The sequence below is a fragment of the Laribacter hongkongensis DSM 14985 genome (genome assembly GCF_000423285.1).
Lineage (GTDB): Bacteria > Pseudomonadota > Gammaproteobacteria > Burkholderiales > Aquaspirillaceae > Laribacter > Laribacter hongkongensis.
Genome location: NZ_AUHR01000019.1, coordinates 1 through 21,179, shown reverse-complemented (window position 1 = coordinate 21,179; position 21,179 = coordinate 1). Strand labels below are relative to the sequence as shown.

Annotated in this window: 32 protein-coding genes and 2 pseudogenes; 16 read left to right on the top strand and 18 right to left on the bottom strand. The window is 57.6% G+C overall.

Going from position 1 to position 21,179, the window contains the following annotated elements; translation table 11 throughout:
- Positions 1-56: 56 nt before the first annotated feature.
- Both G542_RS16920 and G542_RS0112840 read left to right on the top strand, forming a co-directional pair.
- Positions 57-437: pseudogene (locus G542_RS16920) on the top strand (integrase core domain-containing protein); the annotation flags it as partial.
- 126 nt (positions 438-563) lie between these two features.
- Entirely contained in the window at positions 564-791 is a 228-nt protein-coding gene (locus G542_RS0112840) for a hypothetical protein (RefSeq protein WP_027824324.1), read from the top strand.
- Between the two features lie 440 nt (positions 792-1,231).
- Here the strand turns inward: G542_RS0112840 and G542_RS16915 are convergent, their stop codons facing one another.
- The 11 genes from G542_RS16915 to G542_RS19660 all read right to left on the bottom strand — a co-directional run bounded on the left by G542_RS16915 (position 1,232) and on the right by G542_RS19660 (position 6,871).
- Positions 1,232-1,912, bottom strand: coding sequence for a hypothetical protein (locus G542_RS16915; protein ID WP_051190061.1), 681 nt, complete (start codon positions 1,910-1,912; stop codon positions 1,232-1,234).
- Complete coding sequence (locus tag G542_RS0112830; RefSeq protein WP_012696986.1) at positions 1,905-2,582, bottom strand: terminase small subunit; 678 nt, start codon at positions 2,580-2,582, stop codon at positions 1,905-1,907. Before G542_RS0112830 ends, G542_RS16915 begins: the two co-directional genes overlap by 8 nt.
- Before the next feature lie 98 nt (positions 2,583-2,680).
- Positions 2,681-2,932, bottom strand: coding sequence for a hypothetical protein (locus tag G542_RS0112825; RefSeq protein ID WP_244878714.1), 252 nt, complete (start codon positions 2,930-2,932; stop codon positions 2,681-2,683).
- A gap of 129 nt (positions 2,933-3,061) precedes the next feature.
- Entirely contained in the window at positions 3,062-3,427 is a 366-nt protein-coding gene (locus G542_RS0112820) for a PDDEXK family nuclease (protein ID WP_211218834.1), read from the bottom strand.
- Positions 3,428-3,596: 169 nt separating this feature from the next.
- Positions 3,597-3,794, bottom strand: coding sequence for a hypothetical protein (locus G542_RS18585; protein ID WP_244878713.1), 198 nt, complete (start codon positions 3,792-3,794; stop codon positions 3,597-3,599).
- Between the two features lie 12 nt (positions 3,795-3,806).
- Entirely contained in the window at positions 3,807-5,183 is a 1,377-nt protein-coding gene (locus tag G542_RS16905) for a replicative DNA helicase (protein ID WP_051190060.1), read from the bottom strand.
- Positions 5,180-5,416: a hypothetical protein gene (locus G542_RS16900; protein ID WP_051190059.1), complete on the bottom strand. Its 237-nt coding sequence runs from the start codon at positions 5,414-5,416 to the stop codon at positions 5,180-5,182. The genes G542_RS16905 and G542_RS16900 overlap by 4 nt, the downstream gene beginning before the upstream one ends.
- 20 nt (positions 5,417-5,436) lie before the next feature.
- Entirely contained in the window at positions 5,437-6,018 is a 582-nt protein-coding gene (locus G542_RS18580; RefSeq protein WP_155826694.1) for a helix-turn-helix domain-containing protein, read from the bottom strand.
- Positions 6,019-6,047: 29 nt separating this feature from the next.
- Positions 6,048-6,263 (bottom strand): hypothetical protein, encoded by a 216-nt coding sequence (locus tag G542_RS18575; protein WP_155826692.1) that lies wholly within the window; start codon positions 6,261-6,263, stop codon positions 6,048-6,050.
- Between the two features lie 3 nt (positions 6,264-6,266).
- Positions 6,267-6,572, bottom strand: a complete 306-nt coding sequence (locus tag G542_RS0112800) for a CII family transcriptional regulator (protein WP_012696979.1) — start codon at positions 6,570-6,572, stop codon at positions 6,267-6,269.
- A complete protein-coding gene (locus G542_RS19660) occupies positions 6,569-6,871 on the bottom strand; it encodes a transcriptional regulator (protein ID WP_081433600.1) in 303 nt (100 codons plus the stop codon). The genes G542_RS0112800 and G542_RS19660 overlap by 4 nt, the downstream gene beginning before the upstream one ends.
- On the opposite strand from G542_RS19660, the gene G542_RS18840 reads away from it, so the two are divergent.
- The 13 genes from G542_RS18840 to G542_RS18140 all read left to right on the top strand — a co-directional run bounded on the left by G542_RS18840 (position 6,870) and on the right by G542_RS18140 (position 15,524).
- On the top strand, positions 6,870-7,571 hold the full coding sequence (locus G542_RS18840) for a LexA family protein (RefSeq protein ID WP_162142367.1): 702 nt from the start codon (positions 6,870-6,872) through the stop codon (positions 7,569-7,571). The two genes, G542_RS19660 and G542_RS18840, sit on opposite strands and share 2 nt — an antisense overlap.
- A gap of 822 nt (positions 7,572-8,393) precedes the next feature.
- Positions 8,394-8,552 (top strand): hypothetical protein, encoded by a 159-nt coding sequence (locus G542_RS18570; RefSeq protein ID WP_012696977.1) that lies wholly within the window; start codon positions 8,394-8,396, stop codon positions 8,550-8,552.
- Positions 8,549-8,800: a hypothetical protein gene (locus G542_RS0112790; RefSeq protein WP_027824320.1), complete on the top strand. Its 252-nt coding sequence runs from the start codon at positions 8,549-8,551 to the stop codon at positions 8,798-8,800. The genes G542_RS18570 and G542_RS0112790 overlap by 4 nt, the downstream gene beginning before the upstream one ends.
- Entirely contained in the window at positions 8,797-9,111 is a 315-nt protein-coding gene (locus tag G542_RS0112785) for a hypothetical protein (RefSeq protein WP_027824319.1), read from the top strand. The genes G542_RS0112790 and G542_RS0112785 overlap by 4 nt, the downstream gene beginning before the upstream one ends.
- The gene (locus tag G542_RS0112780) at positions 9,108-9,293 is read left to right on the top strand and encodes a hypothetical protein (protein ID WP_027824318.1); all 186 of its coding nucleotides are present in this window, start codon (positions 9,108-9,110) and stop codon (positions 9,291-9,293) included. The genes G542_RS0112785 and G542_RS0112780 overlap by 4 nt, the downstream gene beginning before the upstream one ends.
- 40 nt (positions 9,294-9,333) lie before the next feature.
- Positions 9,334-10,122: a phage recombination protein Bet gene (gene bet, locus G542_RS0112775; RefSeq protein ID WP_027824317.1), complete on the top strand. Its 789-nt coding sequence runs from the start codon at positions 9,334-9,336 to the stop codon at positions 10,120-10,122.
- A 2-nt stretch (positions 10,123-10,124) separates the two neighbouring features.
- A complete protein-coding gene (locus tag G542_RS0112770) occupies positions 10,125-10,736 on the top strand; it encodes a lambda exonuclease family protein (RefSeq protein WP_027824316.1) in 612 nt (203 codons plus the stop codon).
- Complete coding sequence (locus G542_RS0112765) at positions 10,736-11,224, top strand: single-stranded DNA-binding protein (RefSeq protein ID WP_027824315.1); 489 nt, start codon at positions 10,736-10,738, stop codon at positions 11,222-11,224. Before G542_RS0112770 ends, G542_RS0112765 begins: the two co-directional genes overlap by 1 nt.
- Positions 11,225-11,399: 175 nt before the next feature.
- Complete coding sequence (locus tag G542_RS0112760) at positions 11,400-12,056, top strand: hypothetical protein (RefSeq protein WP_034985866.1); 657 nt, start codon at positions 11,400-11,402, stop codon at positions 12,054-12,056.
- A complete protein-coding gene (locus G542_RS0112755) occupies positions 12,053-13,261 on the top strand; it encodes an XRE family transcriptional regulator (protein WP_027824313.1) in 1,209 nt (402 codons plus the stop codon). Before G542_RS0112760 ends, G542_RS0112755 begins: the two co-directional genes overlap by 4 nt.
- 78 nt (positions 13,262-13,339) lie before the next feature.
- On the top strand, positions 13,340-13,558 hold the full coding sequence (locus G542_RS0112750; protein WP_027824312.1) for a hypothetical protein: 219 nt from the start codon (positions 13,340-13,342) through the stop codon (positions 13,556-13,558).
- 678 nt (positions 13,559-14,236) lie between these two features.
- Positions 14,237-14,458 carry a DUF4224 domain-containing protein gene (locus G542_RS18145; RefSeq protein ID WP_081666835.1) on the top strand — a complete coding sequence of 74 codons (222 nt, stop codon included), beginning with the start codon at positions 14,237-14,239 and terminating at the stop codon, positions 14,456-14,458.
- A 241-nt stretch (positions 14,459-14,699) separates the two neighbouring features.
- Positions 14,700-15,524: a tyrosine-type recombinase/integrase gene (locus tag G542_RS18140; protein WP_211218833.1), complete on the top strand. Its 825-nt coding sequence runs from the start codon at positions 14,700-14,702 to the stop codon at positions 15,522-15,524.
- A 404-nt stretch (positions 15,525-15,928) separates the two neighbouring features.
- Here the strand turns inward: G542_RS18140 and G542_RS18135 are convergent.
- From G542_RS18135 to G542_RS0112720, 5 genes and pseudogenes are all read right to left on the bottom strand, one after another.
- Positions 15,929-16,426: pseudogene (locus G542_RS18135) on the bottom strand (DUF4376 domain-containing protein).
- Positions 16,427-16,455: 29 nt separating this feature from the next.
- On the bottom strand, positions 16,456-17,469 hold the full coding sequence (locus G542_RS17625) for a hypothetical protein (RefSeq protein WP_027824311.1): 1,014 nt from the start codon (positions 17,467-17,469) through the stop codon (positions 16,456-16,458).
- Positions 17,466-18,044 (bottom strand): YmfQ family protein, encoded by a 579-nt coding sequence (locus G542_RS0112730; protein WP_027824310.1) that lies wholly within the window; start codon positions 18,042-18,044, stop codon positions 17,466-17,468. Before G542_RS0112730 ends, G542_RS17625 begins: the two co-directional genes overlap by 4 nt.
- Positions 18,041-19,105 (bottom strand): baseplate J/gp47 family protein, encoded by a 1,065-nt coding sequence (locus G542_RS0112725; RefSeq protein ID WP_027824309.1) that lies wholly within the window; start codon positions 19,103-19,105, stop codon positions 18,041-18,043. Before G542_RS0112725 ends, G542_RS0112730 begins: the two co-directional genes overlap by 4 nt.
- The gene (locus tag G542_RS0112720; RefSeq protein WP_027824308.1) at positions 19,105-19,458 is read right to left on the bottom strand and encodes a phage GP46 family protein; all 354 of its coding nucleotides are present in this window, start codon (positions 19,456-19,458) and stop codon (positions 19,105-19,107) included. The genes G542_RS0112725 and G542_RS0112720 overlap by 1 nt, the downstream gene beginning before the upstream one ends.
- A 90-nt stretch (positions 19,459-19,548) precedes the next feature.
- Here G542_RS0112720 and G542_RS0112715 point away from each other — a divergent pair, with 90 nt between their 5' ends.
- Complete coding sequence (locus tag G542_RS0112715) at positions 19,549-19,824, top strand: hypothetical protein (RefSeq protein WP_012697460.1); 276 nt, start codon at positions 19,549-19,551, stop codon at positions 19,822-19,824.
- A gap of 156 nt (positions 19,825-19,980) precedes the next feature.
- On the opposite strand, the gene G542_RS18130 is transcribed toward G542_RS0112715, so the two are convergent.
- Positions 19,981-20,706, bottom strand: a complete 726-nt coding sequence (locus G542_RS18130) for a DNA-binding protein (RefSeq protein ID WP_012697461.1) — start codon at positions 20,704-20,706, stop codon at positions 19,981-19,983.
- Positions 20,703-20,858: a hypothetical protein gene (locus tag G542_RS18905; protein ID WP_012697462.1), complete on the bottom strand. Its 156-nt coding sequence runs from the start codon at positions 20,856-20,858 to the stop codon at positions 20,703-20,705. The genes G542_RS18130 and G542_RS18905 overlap by 4 nt, the downstream gene beginning before the upstream one ends.
- Positions 20,859-21,179 lie beyond the last annotated feature (321 nt).

Genomic DNA, 21,179 nt, shown 5'->3' with positions numbered 1-21,179 from the left:
CCAGACCGTCCCTGTATCGCGGCATGTAGCTTTGCAGTGTAGCCAGTCTTGCCAGCTACCGGGGTGACGACGTCCGGAACGTCATGCTGGAGGCAGTGGAGCAGCGCTTCGGTCTGGCCAGACCCCCGGTGCCGATAGAATGGCTGAGTGACAACGGGTCGGCCTATACGGCGGAGGCCACCCGCAAGTTCGCACGGGAGCTGGGGCTGGTGCCAGTGACGACACCGGTATGTAGCCCGCAGAGCAACGGGATGGCAGAAAGCCTGGTGAAGACGATCAAGCGGGATTACGTGGCGCACATGCCGAAACCGGACGCCGCAACCGTCTTGCGAAACCTTGGCATTGCCTTTGAGCATTACAACGAGCATCACCCGCACAGTGCGCTGAAATACCGTTCACCACGGGAGTTTCGACGCTTGGCGGCCACTTCAATCTAACGGGGGAAGAGTGTCCTGTGATGCGGGGGCAAATCCACAACGGAGCAGTCCAAAACCCCCAGCCGTGCGCAAGGTTGGCGAAGCTCTACGCATCATGGTGGCCTTGACTGGTAACAAGGCAAACACATGAAAATGCTGGTTCCTGTGAATGAAAAGGGCTATCGGATTGGGCATCACCACCACAATGCCGTTCTGACAGATCGTGACGTGGAGCTTGTCCGTATCCTGCATGAGCGTGATGGCAAGTCATACGGATGGCTGGCGCTCAAGTTCGAGGTGCCCAAGTCGACCATTGCAGCCATTTGCCAATACAAGCGGCGGGCTCAAACCGTGGCAGGCTGGAAAGCCATCTAGCGCCAGCCGTATGCACGGGTAAACCGACCTGACCCGCCGAATGCGCTGGGCAGCCCGCAGGCTAAGAAATGCTCAGGTGCAGGCCGCGATTCAGGAGCGCCAGCAGCACACCTGACTGCTATCAGAAACTCATGTTGCCGCCGTTGGAATCGACACCGAGCTTGCCGGTTGGATTTGCCCCTGTATTTCTCCCCTCCCTGTCCTGACGACACGCTGCGCGAGGGCATTTCCCTGGCACTTGGTGAGAAAGCGACCGAGATCACCAAGCGGTGATCAGCCCAAAAAACGCGCCAGCCGTTCCCCTATCGCACCCGTTTTCAGAGACAAAAAAGCCGGAAGGTTTGGGCGTTCACCGGCCCCTAGCCGGAAACTAATGTGGGGCTGATCTGTGGTTTTCCCAAAAAAGAAAAACAATAAATCATTAAGAATCATTGCATTATCTATCCTGAATGGCGGAAGCGTCGGAAGCACTCACGGAACCGGCCGATATTCCGGGTTGGGTTACCGAAAGCAATCCAGATGATCTCTGTGTCCTCATCGGTCAGCGCGCCCTCGGCCACTTCCCACACCTTGTCTGCAATGGCCGAGGCTTCGTCGAATATCAGGACGATGCGCTTGCCCTTGTTGTGCAGGCCGGCAAATGCTTCGGTGTTGTGTTCGGACCAGGGCACGAAATCCGCCCGCCATGTCTTGGCATGCTCCTTGTCCCGCGCGGCAACGCTGGCTGATTGCGGATCAAACCAGTGCGAGGTAATCGACAACCGCTGCCATTTCCCGACCTCCGGGCTGGTCTTGGTGCGCAGCTGGGTATCCGTGTTGGCGGTAATCACGACCTTACAGTCATCGCAGGTCGAAAGCGCCCAGTTCACGATCATTCCGATCTCGGCCGACTTGCCAATGCCGTGACCCGAGGCCACGGCCAGCATCAAAGGCTGAAAGCGCGTGGCCGGATTCTTGAGGTGATTGCCGATGTCAGACATGACTTCACGCTGCCAGGCGCGCGGACCGGTCACGCCCTCCAGCTCGCCACGTCCCCAGTCATAGGCATGCAGAGCCCAGCGAAGCGGGTCGGTCGCACACTCGGCGGCTAGCTCGATCAGTTCATCATCAATATCAGCCATTGCGCGCCCTCGCCCGTGCCAGACGTTCAGCCAGCGGCCCTGTCATGTTCACCTCCAGCTTGTCGTTGAACATGCCAAGGTGACGCGCCACATTTTCCAGTGCCTTTTCCCGATCCGCCATCAGCACCTGAAGCCCGTCCTTGCTTTGCTTCAGACCGGCATAGAGGCGGCGCGCAGCACCTTGCAGGTGTCGGGTGTCATGCACATGCATCGTGCCCATCCCCTCACCGTGGCATTCCGGGCAATCCGGATTGGGCGCTCTTGTCGATGAATAGCCAAAACCACCGGCACAATCCGGCTCCTCATCGCCTTTTTCCCGTGCCTGATTCCGGGCTGCCTCAAATTCATGCTCGGTCCACTGGTAGCCATGATCAATGCCCCAGCAATAGCGGCAGTTATTGCGCCGGAATTCGACCAGATCATTGGCATCGGCATTCGCCAGTTCCCACCAGCGCATCAGTACCATGTCCTGCGTGATTTCAGTGCGTTGCGAGCGCTGGCTGATGCGTTCCTTCACCTTCGCAGCCACATGAGTTTTTGATAGCAATTGCTGACCAATGCACGGCGCTGTCCTGGCGCTGTAGCCAGCACGGAGAGCGGCCTGACTCGCATTCAGGTCAATCAGGTATTCGTCGACGAACCGCTGCTGCTTGGGCGTCAGTTTCTTCATTCAGAACAATCTCATCTGCCGCATGGAAAACTTCAGGTATTCCAGTGTCTGCGGGGTAAAACAGGGTTCGGCTGGCCTGGCACGACGCTTACGTGCAGTCACCAGCTTCCATCGGGTACGACCTGAGCGCGCCGCTTGTATTGGCAAATGGCCGCAATAGTGGATTTGGGCACCTCGAACTTGTATGCCAAAGCCGTATAACTCAGGCCGTCCCGCTCATGCAGGATCCGGATCAGCTCTACATCTGCGTCGGTCAGGCCAGCCCGGTGATGGTGCTGGCCGATCCGATAGCCGCGGTCATTGACCGGAACAGAGACCTGTGTCATCGCGGAAATACTCCGGATAGTCACGCCGTACCTCCGTAATCGCTGCGGCAACCGCAAGGCTCCTGGCGTCAGAACAGGCATCGTCCGGCTCAATCTGCGATGCCCGGATCAGCTTCGTAATGGCGGCCTCCGGCAACAAGGAATGGGGTGTGCTCATTCAAATACCTCCCTTGACCACCCTCCCCCGGCCTTCTTTGTCTTCGCCGTGACTGCGATGAAGCGGAACGGATACTGCTCGGCGGCAACCTTGATCTTCACGCGGGCATCGTCCTGCCAGAATCCTTTGACCTCGTGCGCCTCCATCTGCCCATCGGCCAGCATCACGGCAAAATCTGGCGTGAAGAACGTGTTGTCGGCGAGGCGCAGCTTGATGCCTTCAAACCGGTACCACGCTACTTCCCCGGCAACCTGTCGGGCCTGAAGCTCGGCGGCGTAAGCAGCCTCAGTCTTGTTCATCTGCCCGGCCTTGAGCCGGCCCAGAGCCTGTATGCGCGGCTTCATTTCACCTTCTCCCGCCATTGGTTCCGTACCCGCATCTGTTCTGCACTGGCCGGCTTGTAGTCCGGGCAATTGCGCTCATACTCTGCCGACACCAAATGACCGGCAGGCCGCTGGTCACATGCAAGAAACCCGAGTCTTGCCATCTTCTCCGCCCTGCGCCCACTGGCATGAATACAGTCAAAGCACTTCATGACAGCACCACCTTTCCAGCTTTCACCAATCTGTCGTGTGTCAGCACAATGGCCCTATCCATTCGGGCGCGGCGTTCGGAGAGGGGTAGATCCTTGCCATTGTCGATCTCGTGATGGCAGGCCGGGCACAGTGCAGCAGTCATGTGGTCACCGGCCTTCATCCCCATGCCCTTGCCTTCGTTGCGATGGGCCACCTGCACGCCGTCTCACAGGTATTCCTCCTCGCGCTGCCTGGCGACTGCCCGGGGAGCGGGCTGCCAGTCGTAATCCGGCTGGTCCTGGAACCTCACGAAGTCACCACGCCATCCCACCCCAAGCGTGCCGACCGGGCCATTGCGGCTTTTGGCCACAATCAGTTCGGCCTCGCTGGCCGGTTTGCTGTCGTCGTAGTAATGCGGGCGATGGCAAAACACGATCACGTCAGCATCCTGTTCGATGGCCCCGGAACCGCGCAGGTCCGTCAACGTCGGGCGGCGGCCGGCATTCTTGCCAGCCTCCCGGTTCAGCTGGGCCACCAGTACCACCGGGATCTGGAGGTCGCGGGCCAGTCGTTTGAGCGACGACGTGATTTCCCCAAGACCCCGGGTTTCGTTGTCTCCCCGGTACGGCATCAGGTGCAGGTGGTCGACCACCAGCAGGTCCAGCCCGCTTTTGCGCTTCTGGCGCCGGGCCCGCATGGCAATCCGGTCGACATTGGCACCGGTGTCCTCGTCGAACACGATCTGCCAGCCCTCCTGCCGGCTGCTGAACACCATGAACCGGTCCAGTTCGTGATGCTCCATCCGGGCCTTGCGGATGTTTTCCAGCGGGATGCCCATGTCTGCTGCTGCACTGCGCATCACCACGTCGCAGGCCGGCATTTCGTAGGTGTGGAAGCGGACTGCGCGCCGTGCCTTGGCGTTGGTCCGGGCAATCATCTCGGCAAGACAGGACTTGCCCATCGAGGGCCGGCCGGCCACCACGATCAGTTCGCCGGGATGCAGGCCATCAATGGCATCGTCCAGCGCAGCCATGCCGGTCGGCAGACCGCCCAGCGCACCGTCTGAATCGATGCGGGACAGGATCTTGCCTAGCGCGGCCTGCATGGCATCGGCCATGCCGATTTCTGCACCATCCTTCACCTCGCCATGGGTCTGGATACGTTCCAGCACCGAGGCAGCAAGTGCCATGCGCTCGTCCAGAGAACCGATCGACAGATCAGAGGCAATCTCCATGACCTGCATGCCGGCGTCCACCATGCGGCGCTGGGCCGACCGGTCACGAACGATGCGGGCGTAGAACGCGATATTCGCAGCACTCGGAGTGTTCTGGGCCAGTTCGGCCAGGTAAGCAATCGTCCGGTGACCGCCAGCGGCATCCAGCGACTCCGACACCGTCAGCACGTCGGCGGGCTCGCCTGCGTCAATGCGCGATTTGATCGTCTCGAAAATGTCGGCATGACTCTCGGCACTGAACATGTCCGCCGTCACCAGATCAGCCACCAGCTCCCATTTCCGGTTGTCCAACAGCAGGCCACCCAACACACCTTGCTCTGCTTCCATGCTCATCGGCATGACCGGGGTATCCATGGTTTCGCGGATCATCCCTCACCTCCGACCCGGTCATTCCGGTAGTTGCCGTCGACTACCTTGGCAAAGTTCGCCTGCTTCATCAGCCAGTCGAATCCGCACCCGGTCCAGGCTCCATTGCGGCCGGACAGGAAATCCGAGTTGTGAACTGCACGGAAGAAACGGCCCCACCATTCCAGACCAGCCTGCACGTCGCCCGTGTCGTAGCGGCCCATGTCCCTGGAAACCTGCACCCAGCGCGAGCGCATGGCCTGTTTCCGCGAGTCAGTCAGCAAACGAACCTTTGGCAAGGTCGGGCAATGTTCGTGGAACAGGTCCAGCAACCGATGGGGATCAAGACGAGGTTTGCGAACCTTGTCGGCCGTGTCGGCGTCAGCCGGCACAACCGCGTCAGCGGCAGGCTGTTTTGCCTGCTGGTCCACAGTAGTCTTTTCTTTTCGTTGTTCAATTGGGTTGTTCTTATGGGGTTCGGTCCCATGGGAGCGAACGGGGGGTTCGTTCCTATGGGGCCGAACGGGGGGTTCTGTGATACCGAATGGGGGTCGGCCCCATCAGGAACCGGATCAAGCGGACAAGGCTCTGGATCACCACAGTCAAAAATCACCCGGTAGAGATTCGATGTCTGTCCACCATCATCACGGGTCTGGGCATTGCGGGTCAGGTAACCCCAGGCCTCAAGATCGCTGATGATCTCGGATACATAGGGCTTCGACAGGGGCTTGTCCTTCTTGCCTGCCAATACGCCGATCCGCTTGAGGGAAGGCCGGGACCATCCGTTCTTGTCCGAGTGATTGCCAATAGCCATCAGAACGCGTAAATGGGCCATGGACCGCATGCGGTCATCTTCCATGACTCTCGATGGAATGACGCAAAACCTGCTCATGCCAATCCCCTTTTCACTTCCATCCTTGCCACCATGCGCGGACTACGGGCATTGATCTCCCGTATCAGCTGCACGCCGGCTGAACGCAAACCGCCCCGCCAGCCGAGTAGGTGAAGACAGTTCATCGTCCACACCAGGCGGCGAATGCGGCACTCCCTGCGCCAGCCATCAAATACCGATCGAATATTTCGGATTGCCAGACTGATGCTCATGGCTCATCCCCTCTTGCTTTCTTCATCAGCCGAGATGTCAGCCATCAGCCAGTTGCAGGCAAACCGCTTCATGGCCATGAAGTCATCTCGCTCGACAGTGAGCGCCGTGTTCTTCACCGGCTTCATGCCAAGAGCGGCAAGGAAACCGGCCATCTTCATGATTTCCCCGCCCTTCATCTTGGAAACGGTTGCGTCATCCAGCCCCATCGTGCGTGCCACACGGCTTTGGCCAGTCTCGGCAAGTGCGCGCAACAATGCGGCTTCGATGTTGCGGGTGTTTTCTGCGTGTTCTTGAGATGATTGGTTCATTGGTTATTCCTCTTTCTCTTGAGTGGCACCGCAGCCACAACAGAGCCAGTGGAAGATTTACGGCGCTTGCGACGAACAACCCACCAGCTCACGTCCGGCCGTAACTGCTCACAAAGAACCAAGCCATTTGAGATGCGCTCAATGTCTGGACAGTGCTCGGCGGGAACCTGCCGGCCAGGTAGAGTCCATTGATGAACGGCTCCTTTGGTTCGGTTCAGGTGTTTGCCTAACTCCTCAAACCCACCGGCAAGCTCTGCGGCGTGCCGTACAGCCTCTTGTGGCGACAAAGGATTCGTCATGATTGAAAGTACAGAAAATATTTCTAGAAAGTATAGTTTTGCCATGCTCTATGGTCAACAATATATAGACCTCACGCGTGTAGATTTTCTCTACAATCAAAGGATGAAAATCAATGAATGGGTTCGTATTGCACGAGCCAACGCCAAGCTGACCCAGCAGCAGCTGGCCGATGTGCTTGGCTGCACAAAAGCAAATGTCTCCGCTTGGGAAAATGGGAGACATGAGCCTAGCTATATGCAAATGATGTCTATTAGCGCCCTATCGAATACGCCTCTTCCTTATGACAAGAACGTGGCGCCAGGACCATTTGTTGGCGGAGAAGTGCCTATTATTTCTTGGGTTCAAGCAGGTAATTTCGAATCAGTGGTAGACAACTTTCAGCCAGGTTTTGCAGAGGAAACTATTACTGCAACTGTGCAGGTCAGGCGTCATACATACGCGCTCCGTGTCCACGGAGACAGCATGGAACCGGACTTCAAAGAGGGAGACATATTAATTGTCGAGCCCGAAATGGAAGCGGTACATGGCTCATACGTGATCGCCAAGAATGGTGATAATGAGGCTACGTTCAAAAAACTGGTTCAGGATGGTGGGGATTGGTACTTGAAACCCCTGAATCCTGCTTACCCCATGAAGTCTCTCGACGGGAGCATAAAAATTGTTGGTGTAGTCAGACAGCGAGTAAGCAAATTCTGCTAACGCTGACTGCAAGGCCATGAACCCCGCTACGGCGGGGTTTTTCGTTTTTCTCTATCGGTGCAACTCGCCTGTTAGTATATTTTTTCTGTCCATTATGGATGCTTTATGTTGACCTCAATGTATAGAAATCCTACACTTCAAATCACTGAAGCGCACAACGGTGCCCCGATCTCTCACAACCTATCCAGCCAGCACGATCTGGCCTCCCGGCCTCACGGGAGCGCACGCCCGGTGCGGTGGCACCAGCGACCGGGAATGGGGCAAGCGAAGTCTGTTGATCTGTCTGATGCGCGAGTGACGGCGGCGTGGCCTAACCGGAACCGATGGACGTGTCCTTAAACCGCAGGGGACGACAGGGAAGCAGGCGGGAGCGCCATCGCACATGGCCGCAAAAATGTGCGCACGCCGGTTTGAAGAGAGCCGGCACATCGAAGGCAAACGGCAAGTCGGGCACGGTTCATCCTGCCACGTAGAGAACACCAGTCACCCGGTCTGACCTAACGCCAAAGCGGGAGGCGCCTTCGATGTGAAATAATTCACATGACATAAAATGTCTTCTGGGTTTACCTTTACCCAAATCAACTATTGCATCTCCACCCCGCGGTCCGGTCGCTGCGGTCGGCGCAAGCCGGGATACTCAAGGTCGTTCGCTTCGACTCAACCGACCGGAAAGCGAGAACGGCAGCCGTGCAGCCCATATCGGGTAGTCCGATGCATGGCCAGAAGCACGAGCCATCGACCAATTGCCCACCTTTCACAGAGGTGGGTTTTTTTTATCTGTTCCCCGGCCCAGTGCCGGTTTTTTCTTTTCAGGAGTCGGCCATGTCAACCATCGACATCCCTGTCCCGGCACCAAGAGCCGGGCGTACTTCACTCGAAGCAACGACAGCAATCCTGGAAAGCCTGCGTAGAAGTGGATACACCATCAAGTGCGATGCCCGGCGCTGGCTGTTCCTCGCCATGAAAGGCAGTGTCGCATGAAGTTCATTGCCCATATCGGCCGCTACACAGTGGCCATTTTTATTGCCTACGGCCTGATCCTGCCCGGCATGGTGATCTGTCGGGCCATGCGCTGGGCCGGGCTGGCAGTCCTGCACACCTTTGGGAAGGAAACGGTGATCAGTGGCCTCGCCATCCTTGCAGCTTTCCTGCTGGTGGTCGTTGTTCCCGTGATGGTCGACCACCTGTTCCAGAACCTCTGGATCGTGCTGGTTGAGGGGGGCGCATGAACATCGAAGACGAAATCACCGTCAAGGCCGGACTGCGGACCACAAAGGTTCTGGTCGAATTCAGCCCCGACGGCACGGGCGGATGGGTGCTGCAAAAGCTGTTCACAACCGGCGACAGTGGCGACATGGACATGCTGGAGTGTGAGCGTAGCTTCGGTTCCATCGCCAATCTGGCCCGGCGCGTCGAAGCAGCGATCTACGCCAGGCACGGCCAGAGCGAAATCATCCCGGACGAAGGCGAGCCGATCCCCTACGCACCGACACTGCCGGCCCACTTCGAAACCCCGCTCAACTTCCGCGAGGCCGCATGAACAAGTCCACGCTCGAACACCGTCGGCACGCATTTGCAGCCAAGGCCGCACAGGACATGGCCCTGCGGCGCGGCGTCCCACTCAGCCCGCCCAATCCCGAGACACGGCGAAACGCCCAGGCCCGAAGATTTGCCGAAGACCTGGACAAGCTGATCGCCGCCATCTACCCAACAACACACTGACGCCGCTAACCAAGCGGCGTTTTGCTTTTGGAGAACACGCATGTCCACCGCACTCACCACGCTGACCAGCAAGCTCGCCGCAAAATTCGACATGGGCGACGGCACCGAGCTGGTCTCAACCCTCAAGCAGACGGCATTCAAGGGTCAGGTGACTGACGCACAGATGACCGCGCTGCTGATCGTCGCCAACCAGTACGGGCTGAACCCGTGGACCAAGGAAATCTACGCCTTCCCTGACAAAAACAACGGCATCGTGCCGGTGGTCGGCGTGGATGGCTGGAGCCGCATCATCAACGGCGACCCGAACTTCGACGGCATGGAGTTTGAACAGAACGCCGAGAGCTGCACTTGCCGCATCTTCCGCAAGGATCGTGGCCGCCCGATCAGCGTGACCGAGTGGATGGACGAGTGCAAACGCGAGACAGGACCGTGGAAATCGCACCCCAAGCGCATGCTGCGCCACAAGGCCATGATCCAGTGCGCCCGCCTCGCATTCGGCTTTGCCGGCATCTACGACCAGGACGAAGCCGAGCGTATTGCCGAAAAGGACGTGACGCCGCCCAAACAGGCGTACGAGAAGGTCACCCAAGGCGACACCAGCAATCCGCGCCGGAATGAACTGCTGGCCAAGGCCAACGAGATTGCCGAAACCGGCGACGTGGACGGCCTACGCGAATATTTCCGCTCGCTCGGCAAGGAGGATCGTCTGCTGATTGGCACCGACGAAATGAGCCGGATGGGTGAGCTGGCGGCCAGGAACGGCGACCTCAAAGAGGAGCAGGCCACCAATGGCAGGATCATCGAAGGCGAGCTGGTGGAAGGAGAATGACCATGAAACAACGCACCGAAGAATGGTTTGCCGCCCGCCTCGGCAAGGTGACCGCCAGCCGCGTGGCCGATGTGATGGCAAAAACCAAGTCCGGCTATGCAGCCAGCCGGCAAAACTACATGGCCGAGCTGATCTGCCAGCGCCTGACGGGAACACAGGAAATCCGGTTCAGCAATGCCGCCATGCTGCGCGGCACCGATCTGGAACCCCATGCCCGCGCCCTCTACATCATCGAAACCGGCGAAATCGTGACCGAAACCGGCCTTGTCGACCACCCGACCATTGTCGGATTCGGGGCCAGCCCGGACGGACTGGTCGGCGACACCGGCCTGATCGAGATCAAGTGCCCGAATACCTGGACGCACATTGAAACCATCAAGACCGGCAAGCCGAAACCGGAATACATCAAGCAGATGCAGACGCAGATGGCCTGCACAGGCCGTCAGTGGTGCGACTTTGTCAGCTACGACGACCGACTGCCGGACGACATGCAGTATTTCTGCACCCGCATCGAGCGCGACGACGCGCTGATTGCCGAGATCGAAACCGAGGTTTCCGCATTTCTGGCCGAACTGGAAGCCGAAATCGAATACCTGAAACGAAAGGCCGCCTAATGGCATCCGTCAACAAAGTCATCCTCGTCGGCAACCTCGGGCGTGACCCGGAAGTGCGCTACATGCCCAACGGCGAAGCCGTCTGCACTTTCAGCATCGCCACCACGGACAACTGGAAGGACAAGAGCGGCCAGAGGCAGGAGCGTACCGAGTGGCACAGCATCATCCTGTATCGCCGGCTGGCCGAGATTGCAGGCGAGTATCTGAGAAAAGGCCGCCCGGTCTACATCGAGGGCCGCATCCGCTCGCGCAAGTACACGGGCAAGGATGGCGTCGAGCGCACGGCATTTGAAATCGAGGCAACCGAGCTGCAAATGCTTGGAGGACGGGAGGAATCTGGCAGCAATGCCCGGCAAGAACGTAGCGAACCTGCACCGCCTCCGCGCCGGCATGATCCGAAGCCATCCAGCAACTTCAACGGCATGGACGACGACATACCGTTCGCGCCGCTCGGCCTGCAATACCGGTTTGGCCTGCACTGCATTTGATCGGCCATATCATAAATTTTGGAGCATCTTCGATACCTGAAACCGGTTCAGGCAAGGAGTCGACAAGTCTTGTCGCGAACAGCATAAATTGCATCATTAAACTGGCACCACCCTTTTAAACGAAATTATTAGATAGTAGAATCCTATATAACGAAATCTGATGACGGAGTTGCCGATGGCTCAGCCAAACCAAGAAACGATCCATGACCTTCTCGTGAAAAATATCCCTCGTGAGCTTGTCATGGCTCTAGAAGAAGCCCAGCTGGTCGGTGCTCAACGTGCCTATGCTGCCGCACGGGGGATGGATGATGGACACTTGCCTAGCGTGGTGGGGCAGCTGCGCCACTTCCATATGAATGAGTCGTTCCATCGCGCACTCAGCGTTGCAAACGCATTCCCTTCCCCGTTGCGAGGCAATCAAATTGTCACAGGACGCGCTGGGATCTTCACCTTGGCGCGATTCAATACAAAGCATGGTGGTAGGCACAGTGGGAGGCGTAGCGAAACCAGAAAACAGATGGCTTTGGCGAATGCAGCCATCGAACCACTTGTTCAACCCGGGCTCTTCTCAGGATACGTGGAACCCTCTCAAGCGGTTGTCTTCATCGTAGCCAGTTTTGCTGTCTCTCTGCACAGCCAGCCGGATACGCCGGTTTCACTCGAAATCGCAGTCCCGGATCGCCACATGCAAGGCTGGCTTTTCCGAGAACCCATTGACGCATTCATCAAACGATACGATCAGCAATCGGCAACCAGCCAAGACGACTTGGCAGTACCGAAGCTGAAAAAGAACATCGACAAACAACAGAACAATGACAGAACAGGATCATGAGCAGGGGCGGTGTACAAGGTTTTCAGAAAGATCGACTTGACCAAATTCTTGCGGCACGTCGTCTGACTCAAGTTCAGTTGGCCTCGATGGTCGGTGTGTCACCACCAACCATCAGCAAGTGGCGCACAGGGATGCAAGTGCCAGAACGTGACGCGCTTGAACGCCTTGCAAGCGTAGTTAATGTCACGCCTGAATGGTTTACACGCTTACCGGGAGCGAAGTTGTCGCTGCCGCTATTTCGCAGCAATGCATCTGCACACGTAGCTGCACGAGCCATGCTGGGGGCTCGCCTTGAATGGGCGCAAGACGTCGCGGTATCCCTGATGGAGTACGTTGACTACCCTGATGTCAATTTACCTTCTCGGAATTATGCCGATCCGGAAGAGATCACCAATGAGGACATAGAGAAAGCGGCCAGTGAATGCCGGGATCTTTGGCGTCTAGGCCGTTCAGCAATTCAAGACTTAGCGCTGGCGGCGGAAGGCGCTGGGGTTATCGTGATCCGGGAAGAAACCGGCATTGCTCAAATCGAAGGGTTGTCGGCCTGGAGTACAGAGCTACAGAGACCGCTCATTCTTTTGTCTGCCGATAAAAACAATGGGTATCGCAGTCGTTTCGATCTTGCCCATGAGATCGGGCATCTAGTCCTACATCGTCATATTCGGCGTACAACAGATAATGCACGCCACAAAATGATGGAAGCCCAGGCACACCGTTTTGCAGGTGCGTTTTTGCTGCCGGCAGAAACGTTCGCCAGCGAAGTTCGCATGCCACCGACTCTGGATGACTTGCTACTACTGAAGCGCCGTTGGGGCGTATCTGCAGCAGCGATCATCATGCGGCTGAAAGCGCTGGAGTTACTAGATGAAGATGGTGCTTTGACGCTTTTCAAACGTCGCTCTGCTCGATGGGGTGCAAAATCGGAGCCGGGAGATGAGGATCGTCGACCAGAGCAGCCTCGCTTGCTTCGCCGAACCATTGATTTGTTAGTCGAAGAAAAGGTCATGCCAATTGAAGCCATACCGAGGCACATCGGGCTGGCAGCGGGTGACATTGAATCTCTAGCCGGATTGCCTGAAGGTTACTTCCAAGGAAAAACCAATATCGTGGAATTTTCGCGACTGAAAGTAACCAATAGGCCGGATGCGCATTATTTAGCCAACACTAATGAAGTGGTACCGTTCCGCCGTTTTTCTAAATCCTGAGGTAAAAAGGCATTAAACAACCCAAAAGACGCGCTATACCAACCCGCCACTCGGCGGGTTTTTTATTTGGAGAGAATCATGCCATTCATCATCGTCATCCCCGTCAACGAAGCACTCATGCAGCTCGGTGCCGAGAACATCATGCTCGCAGCCAAGGCCGAGCAAGCCGAGTTTCTGGAGCAGCAGCTTGAAGCCAGCGATACCCGCATCCGGGAACTGGAAGCCACCATTACCGTTCTGCGCCTGCCGTCCACCAGCCAGGAGGCAGTCATTCAGATGGTTCGTGAAGGAGCCTGACAAGGGAGCCACCAAATGTGCCGATGTGGCGGTTTCGCTACCTCACCATCCTATGAAAACCGCATTCATACGTCTGATCGAAACACAGGCCTGATGCTGTAACGTGTTGTTGCTGCGTCGAGTCATGCGAGCTGCGTAGTATGGATGGCAGTCAAACTATGACCAAGGAGGATGCCATCTGAACCACCTGACTCCCTGACGGACTCAGAGCGTCAGACGATACAGAACCTGCATAAACAATGGATGCGTGAAACCAGCAAGACGTTGCGTATCCCGCACCATCAAATCAAGGAAGTCCTGCGCGAAATGCTATAGCGGAATTGAAGTCAACAAAGCCGACCAAACATTTCTGAGCTGCCTGTCCGGCAGTGAACTAGAGATATTCTACGTTTTCCTGTGCAAAAACAAGCATATCTGAACATCACCATGGACATACCCTTTTCAAGCAGCCACATGTAACCCATTGAATTAAAAGGAAGTGAAAAGATCATTTTTAAAAGGGTCCTGCACCAGGCAGCCATAACTGCTGTTGCGTCATATGGCAGTCTCAACATTCACAACCGACACTCAACCTCACCAACAATAGCCCGCATCAGCGGGCTTCATCGTTTATGGCCCCCGCGTGCGACTTTCTTTTTTGCATGCGGCGTAAAGCAGAATATAGAAAAAGGAAAAATCATGGTTGACACAGATCCACTATTTCTAACCACTGAAGAAGTAGCGCTATTGACAGGTCGAAAATTCAAATCAAAGCAGATTGAAGCCCTGCGCCAGATGCTCATTCCATTTCGCATCAATGCAAATGGAAGACCAATTGTTACAAGAGCAGCAATTGAAGGAAGACAACAAAAAGAAATCGCCACAACAAAAAAATGGCAACCCAGTGCACTACCACATTAATGAACAGGAAATACCATGGGGCGCAAACCAACAGTCAACCTGAATTTACCAAAGGGCATGCGGTCCCGCAAACAACGCAGCGGCCACATCTATTACTACTATGATCTAGGAGGAAAACCTAGAAAAGAATTACCGCTCGGGGACGATTACCCATTAGCCGTAAAAAAAATGGGCAGAGCTTGAAGTCGCAAAAATACCCACTAATGCAAAGCCAACATTAAAAGATGCAATTGAGAGGTACATGAAAGATGTACTCCCCATAAAAGGAGATAAAACACAACGTGAAAACCTGAGAGAGCTTGGCAGATTACAGGAATTTTTCTGCAATCCAACTCCTGCTCCACTAGATGAAATTGAGCCAATGCATATCAGAATGTATCTTGACATGCGAAAAAATGCTCCTGTCGCAGCAAACAGAGAAAAAGCCTTACTCAGCCACGTATGGAACAAAGCGCGTGAATGGGGTTATACATCAATGGCAAACCCATGCACAGGAATCAAGGGCTTTACTGAGGCAGGTCGAGACATCTACATTGAAGACAGCGTCTATCAAGCTGTTTACAGTGCTGGGGATGTAGCGCTGCGCGACGCAATGGATTTAGCATACCTGACTGGTCAACGGCCAGCTGACGTGCTGGCATTGACAGAGAGTGACATTAAAAATGGCGAAGTTTGCATTCAACAAAACAAAACCAGCAAAAAATTGCGCATCACAATACAGGGTGAATTAGCTACGCTTATTGACCGCATAACCAAAAGAAAATCAATCCTGCCACTAAAATCAATAAATCTGATCATTACTGAGAATGGATCAGGGCTAACAAGGGGTGCATTGCGAAGTCGATTCGACAAGGCAAGGGAGTTGGCCGCCAAGACGCATCCAGAGCTTGCCTCATCAATCACTGCATTTCAGTTTCGTGACCTTAGAGCAAAAGCGGGAACTGACAAGGCGGAATCTGCCGGAGATATTCGCCAAGCGCAGAAACAGCTTGGTCACAGCTCGGTAAAAATGACCGAGCAATACGTTCGTGACAGGAAGGGTGACAAGGTCGGACCAACACGATAATGCGGCAATTTTGCTCCGCAAAAGATTTTTTGCCCCAATAAAATCAATGCTTTTACAGGCATCAATAATTGATTTTGCGGAGCAAAAATCAAGGACAAAGCCGCATCAATGCTGGATTCTGCTGCTCACTTGTAATCAGTAGGTCATCCGTTCGATTCGGATAGTCGGCACCAATAGAATCAAGCGCTTAGGCCAGCCAATCACGGCTGGCCTTTTGCTTTTTAGACCGAGTTTTAGACAGTGCTTGTAACGTGGCGCGTCTTTTGTCCCTTTTTTGCGGGACATTTGGCATCGTGTAGGAACCGGCCAGTTCCAAGGTTTTGCGCTACCTTTGTCACATTTTTAGCCGCATGAATTCTCGTCCGGTTGGATGCTCATGACACCCGCCCGGACACTACCCTTCCTTATGCTTGGGCTGGCTCTGGCCAGCCCGGCTGGAAGGCCTCCAGCTCAGCGCGGCTCATGCCCGCGATTTGCTGCTCCATTGCCAGCCGGCGCTGATAGATCGCCGCGCCACGCGCGGTGATAGCCTGCCACAGAGATTGCAACTCCGGCAGTGTCATCGGCACGATCTTGCGGTCTGCTGTCACCCACTGCTCGCCCGGAATGGCTCCCGCAAGCAGTACGTCGCGGATGTCCTGCAATGCGGCCGAGCTGGTCAGCCAGCGTTAGCCAGCGTGTTCGATGCCGGCGGCGCGCTCGGCTTTTTCCCATGCGGGGAGCTGCTCCAATGCTCGGTCGCGCAGAGCGTCATTCGTAGACACGTCAGCCGGAAGCGGAGCATTCCCGGCCGCAACCCAGTCTTGATATGCCTGCCAGTCACGGTTGCCATCAGTAGCCGGGATAACAGCACCGTCATGAAGACGAATAACCCCATTTCCGCCTTTGATCTGCTGATACATAAGCACTCCTATATCTCGGCGTCAGCCGCCTAGGTTAATGAAAAAGCGTTCTGTGTAACCGGTGTCTGCCCGACATAATTCGGCGAGTTATGGAGTGTCAGCTCATTTGTGCTGCACATGATGCCGACGTAGGGCACGTAAGGGTTTGCAGCGGGCGTGGTTTTTGTAATCGTCGGAATGACCCGCTTCGTCGCTTTGAAATAGATCTGGTGCGACCAGTAGCAATAGGAATTTCCATTTGTGACTCCGCCTCCGATCTGTATCATCCAGTTCGCAATGCCGGTTTCGTAGTAGCGTTGGCACAATGACAACTCGAGTCCGGGCGGACGCTCTTCGTATCGAGTCGACACCGGAGATTTTTCGAGCTGTGGTCGAGATAAGGTTCCGCCAGTAAATCTGACGGTCGCACTAGCTCCGCCGGGCAGCACGATGGCCCCACCATTTGAAATGACCGTTCCGTTGATGTTCGCTGATGCCGTGCCCGTCCACGACAGGCAGTATGTTCCAGTGGAAATGCTGGCTCCCTCGACGACTTGCTCGACTCCCCCGGCAGGGGCCGTGACAGTGATTGTGCTGCCATCTGCCGTCCATGTAATGCGCTGCCCGCTGATCACGACTCGCCATCGATCAACCGTGTATTGATTTGCTGTGCTGGTCGGTGTTCCAGACACGTAGCCACGCTGATTGATGCTGAAATTGCTGTTGATCAGCAGGTTCTTGAAGCCGCCGAAAGTGAGCAGGTCATCCGCTCTGGCGAAATAACTGGCCGGATGCCCTTCCAGTTTTGCCGAGTCAACTGCCTGGGCGGTCTTGCCCAGAAACAGCCCCCGCAGCGCTGTCAGCACCTGGTCGGCCTTTGCTGCACTGGGCTCGATCCCGGCGGCCGTCAGCAGTGCAATCAGTTCGGACTGGTTGCCGCGCAGGGCGCCCTGCATGTTGTTGAGCCATTCGGCTGACACGATGGTGCCCAGCTCGCCGGTGGCCGGATTGCCGTCATGGAACAGGTTGTCGGCCGTGTTGACCGGCGGAATGACAGGGTTCATGCCGTTTCCTCGTAAGCGAAGTAAACAAAGGTGTGCGCGGGCTTGAGGTCACGCAGTACGGCTTCAATCACCGGGTCACTGAATGCGGTCAGCCGTTCGCTGGCCACTGACACACCGGCCCGGAACGGGTAAATCCGCACGCTGTCCGCGCCCCGGATGCGTACCAGCCACACCCACAGGATGTCAGGGGTCCAAAGGACGTCTTCGGCCCGGCTGATGCCGGCGCGGAAGGGTCCGGGCTCGTCGATGGCGATGCGGTAGCCCAACCCGGCAGCCAGCCGGGTGAAGTAAGGAATGCTCAGGCCACCGGTCTCGGCCAGCTTGGCCTGCACGGCTTGCAGGCGTTGTTGATAGGGGGCGCCGGCCGGTGGGGTGATGCCGCAGACGCGCTCCCAGTCCGGCAGCAGGTTTTCGGCAAAAAACGGCGTCACGCCGCCGGCTGCCCGGCGGGCGCTGGCCTCGGCCGTATCCAGTGCCCGGCCCTCGGCGGTCAGACCGGCGACCAGATGGCGGCCGTTCGGGTCGTAGCTGACCGGGGGTAGCAGGCGGGCCAGCAGTCCGGCATGCCCGCTCATGGCAGCTGCTCCACGGTCACGGCGCCGAGGCGGACCCACTCGACCATGCGGTCATCCACCACCGGCACCACATTGCCGGCCGGGGCGCTCATCTGCCGGTCCACGATGCCGGCAATGTTGGAGACCAGTGCTTCCAGCTGGCTTTTGACCGCTACTTCGCCGGGTGCGAGCAAGGCAAAGTAGCCTGCCAGTGCGGCCTGAATCTGGGCACGGGCGGCATCCAGCGTCAGGCCGTCCAGTTTGACCCGCACGGTGACGGCGGCCGGTTTTTCCGTGGCAGCCAGCACAAGGGAACTTTTGGCCGTGACCGGGCGCAGGTCGTCGATATGCGCCTGCGTGGCCTTGATCGTCTCCTGCGACGGCAGGCCGTCGGCCGACACGATCACCACATCGACGGTACCGAGCCCCCGGCGCAGCGGGTAGACAAAGGCTGCCGACACGCCGGGCACTTCCATGGCCCAGCGCCGGTAGTCGTAGCGGTTGCCGCCGGCAGGCGGGCGGCGGATCAGTTCCAGCAGGCGGGCCAGCAGCTCGCTGTCCGCCTCTTCGTTTACCCCTCCAGTCATGCTGACGAGGGTGGCCTGACCCAGTACCCCGGACGGGGGCGAGGCCAGCTCGACCAGCGCACCGGCTTCGGCATTGCCGGCAGTACCGGGCTGGTCGGCGACGGCAGCGACTTCCAGTGTGCCGGCCTCATTGACCTGCCCGCCCCCGAGGGTGCGCCAGGTGCGCTCGCCGAGCCTTGCCACCAGCCCGGCCGGGACGAAGCTACCGGCCGCACCTTGCAGACGCATGACGCCCTGGGCGGCGGTGGCCGGCTTGCGGCGCAGGCCGCGCAACAGGGCATGCAGCTCCAGGTATTCGCGGTCGGCGGTGTCGGGGAAAATCTGCCGCACGATCCACGCCTGATGCTGGTACAGCCCCTCGACGGCGCTGGCCACCGAGGTGGCGCGGACAAAATTGTCGCTGTCCGGGCCGGTATCGGCCTCGGGTAGCAGGTTGCGGATGTCGCGCAGCAGCGCGTCGCGGATGGCGGCAAAGGCCGGGATCGGGAAGGCCATCAGCCGCCCACCCTGACCGGATGCCGGAAATGGTCGACCTGACCGCTGGCATCCTCGACTTCGATCTGCAACCACAGCCAGCCCGGTTGCGGGCGCGATGTGGTGACGCCGATGCGGGTGGCGCGGCCGTCTTTCAGCAGCGGCGCCAGTGCCTGCTCGGTGTACTGGCGGGCCAGCAGGTCGATGCGGCTCAGGTCTTTGGCGCGGGCCAGCTCATGCAGACGCGGCCCCAGCGCCAGATCAGCCCACCAGCTGCCCAGCGGCGTATCCAGCCGCAAGTGGACGGCATTGGTCAGCGTGGCAATGCGCTGGCCGGTGTAGTCGCGGGTGAAGGGGTCGATAGAAGCGTCCATGTCACGGATGATCGGGGCATGGCGGGTGGAGGGGCGCGGTGAAGGGATTCAGTGATAACATCCGGGTCTTGGTAACATCTTGGATTGGCGATGAAAACACGTCTTTCGGACGACTTGGTCATCTTGTTTACCAAAGCAGCGATGGCACCATTGGACTGTGATGCTGAATTCGATGATTACGGAAATCGTTATAAATTTATAATCCATTGTAAACATCGCGAGATCAGGGCGAGCAATTTGCTCGCAAGGGAAATGCGGGACCCAAAAACATTAGTGGCCCGTCTGATTGCCGTTCGTAGCAAGCTGCTGGCTGAAGGCGAAAAGCTCAATGACTGGCAAGGTATTCCGCCCCAGGCGGATTGCTAGACAGGCTTGCTTGTCCGCCCTCCAGAATCCCCTTTGTGGAGGTGGCCAGTCAGGCTGATGTCCCCGGCGCTCACGTCCCCAGTCGCGTGCAGGCTGCCTTCGACCCGTGCACCGTCCCCGCCCGAAATCGCCATGCCGCCCGTGCCGGTCAGGGCGTCATTGACGGTGACTGCGCCGGTGAATTTCGCGGCCGGCGTGTCGAATTCCATCCCCTCTGAAGCGACCAGCCGGAAGGCTTTGGTCGTGCCGTCGATCCTGCCACCACGGCATGGCCTGCTCGGCCTCACGGACCTGCGGAGCCAGCCGGCGCAGGCGTTCGGACGGGCTTTCGGTTGAATGAAAGAGAGTCCACCAGCGCGACATGGAACGAACGGAAAAAGTCCGCTCCTGATTGCTGCGCGCATTGGCCACGTAGACCAGTTGCTGCAACGGGAATGGCAAGGCATTGTGTTTTGCCGCGTCGACGACATGCTGCCACGCAGCCTTTACGCCCATGACCCGGCTCAATTTCCGGACTTCGCCCACCAGGGCGCAGCGGGCTTCGGCGACAGCGCGTTGTTTGCTGGTCAGCCGCTCGACCGTGGTCAGCGTCAAGTTCAGTTGCTCCTCGCGCCGGGCAGAACGCCCCTTTCCTGGCAGAGTGATGCTGGCTGCCGACGATTCCAGCAGTTCCTGAGCCTGACGGCGGCGGATTTCGGCCTGGGCTTCTTGAGGGAGGCTGGTGATGGCGTATTCAAACCCTTTGCCCTTATTCTTTCGTTGCCATTGCCAACCATCACGCTCCGCACAAAGCCGGATTCCGCGTTCCGTTGCGGGCAGACCGGCAATCTTCATTGCAGCCAACTCGACCGCGCTGAAATGGGTCTTGTTGACAACAGTCATCGCTCGTCCCCCTGAAACAGGTCCAGTTCGGGTTGGCCCGTCTTGCGGACGTTCTCGCGGTGGTAGGCGAACTCGGACAGGGTCAGGTTCACGGCTGCAACGGTTTCATCCAGCGAACCATTGCCGGTGTAAAAACGGGACAGCAGAGCCATGGCTGTGCTGCGTTGGCCTGGGTATCTGCCAGCTCCGGTACACCGGCTTTCTTGCCGGAAGGGATGTCGATGACCACCCGGTTGCCGGGAGCCATGCACAGGTACTCGCTGACATGGGTGGCCCGGCACACTGCCGGATACGGTTCAGCGGCATGGATGATTCGGCACGCCAGCGGTACAGGGTCTTGAGGTCGACCCCCATCAGGTCGGCCAGTACCTTCATGGGACGGCGACTGTGTTCGGCCGCTTCGAAGTTCATCTCGATGGCTTCATCAAGCGAGCCCGGCAGGCGCTTTCTGTTTCGCATCTCGGTTTACCTCT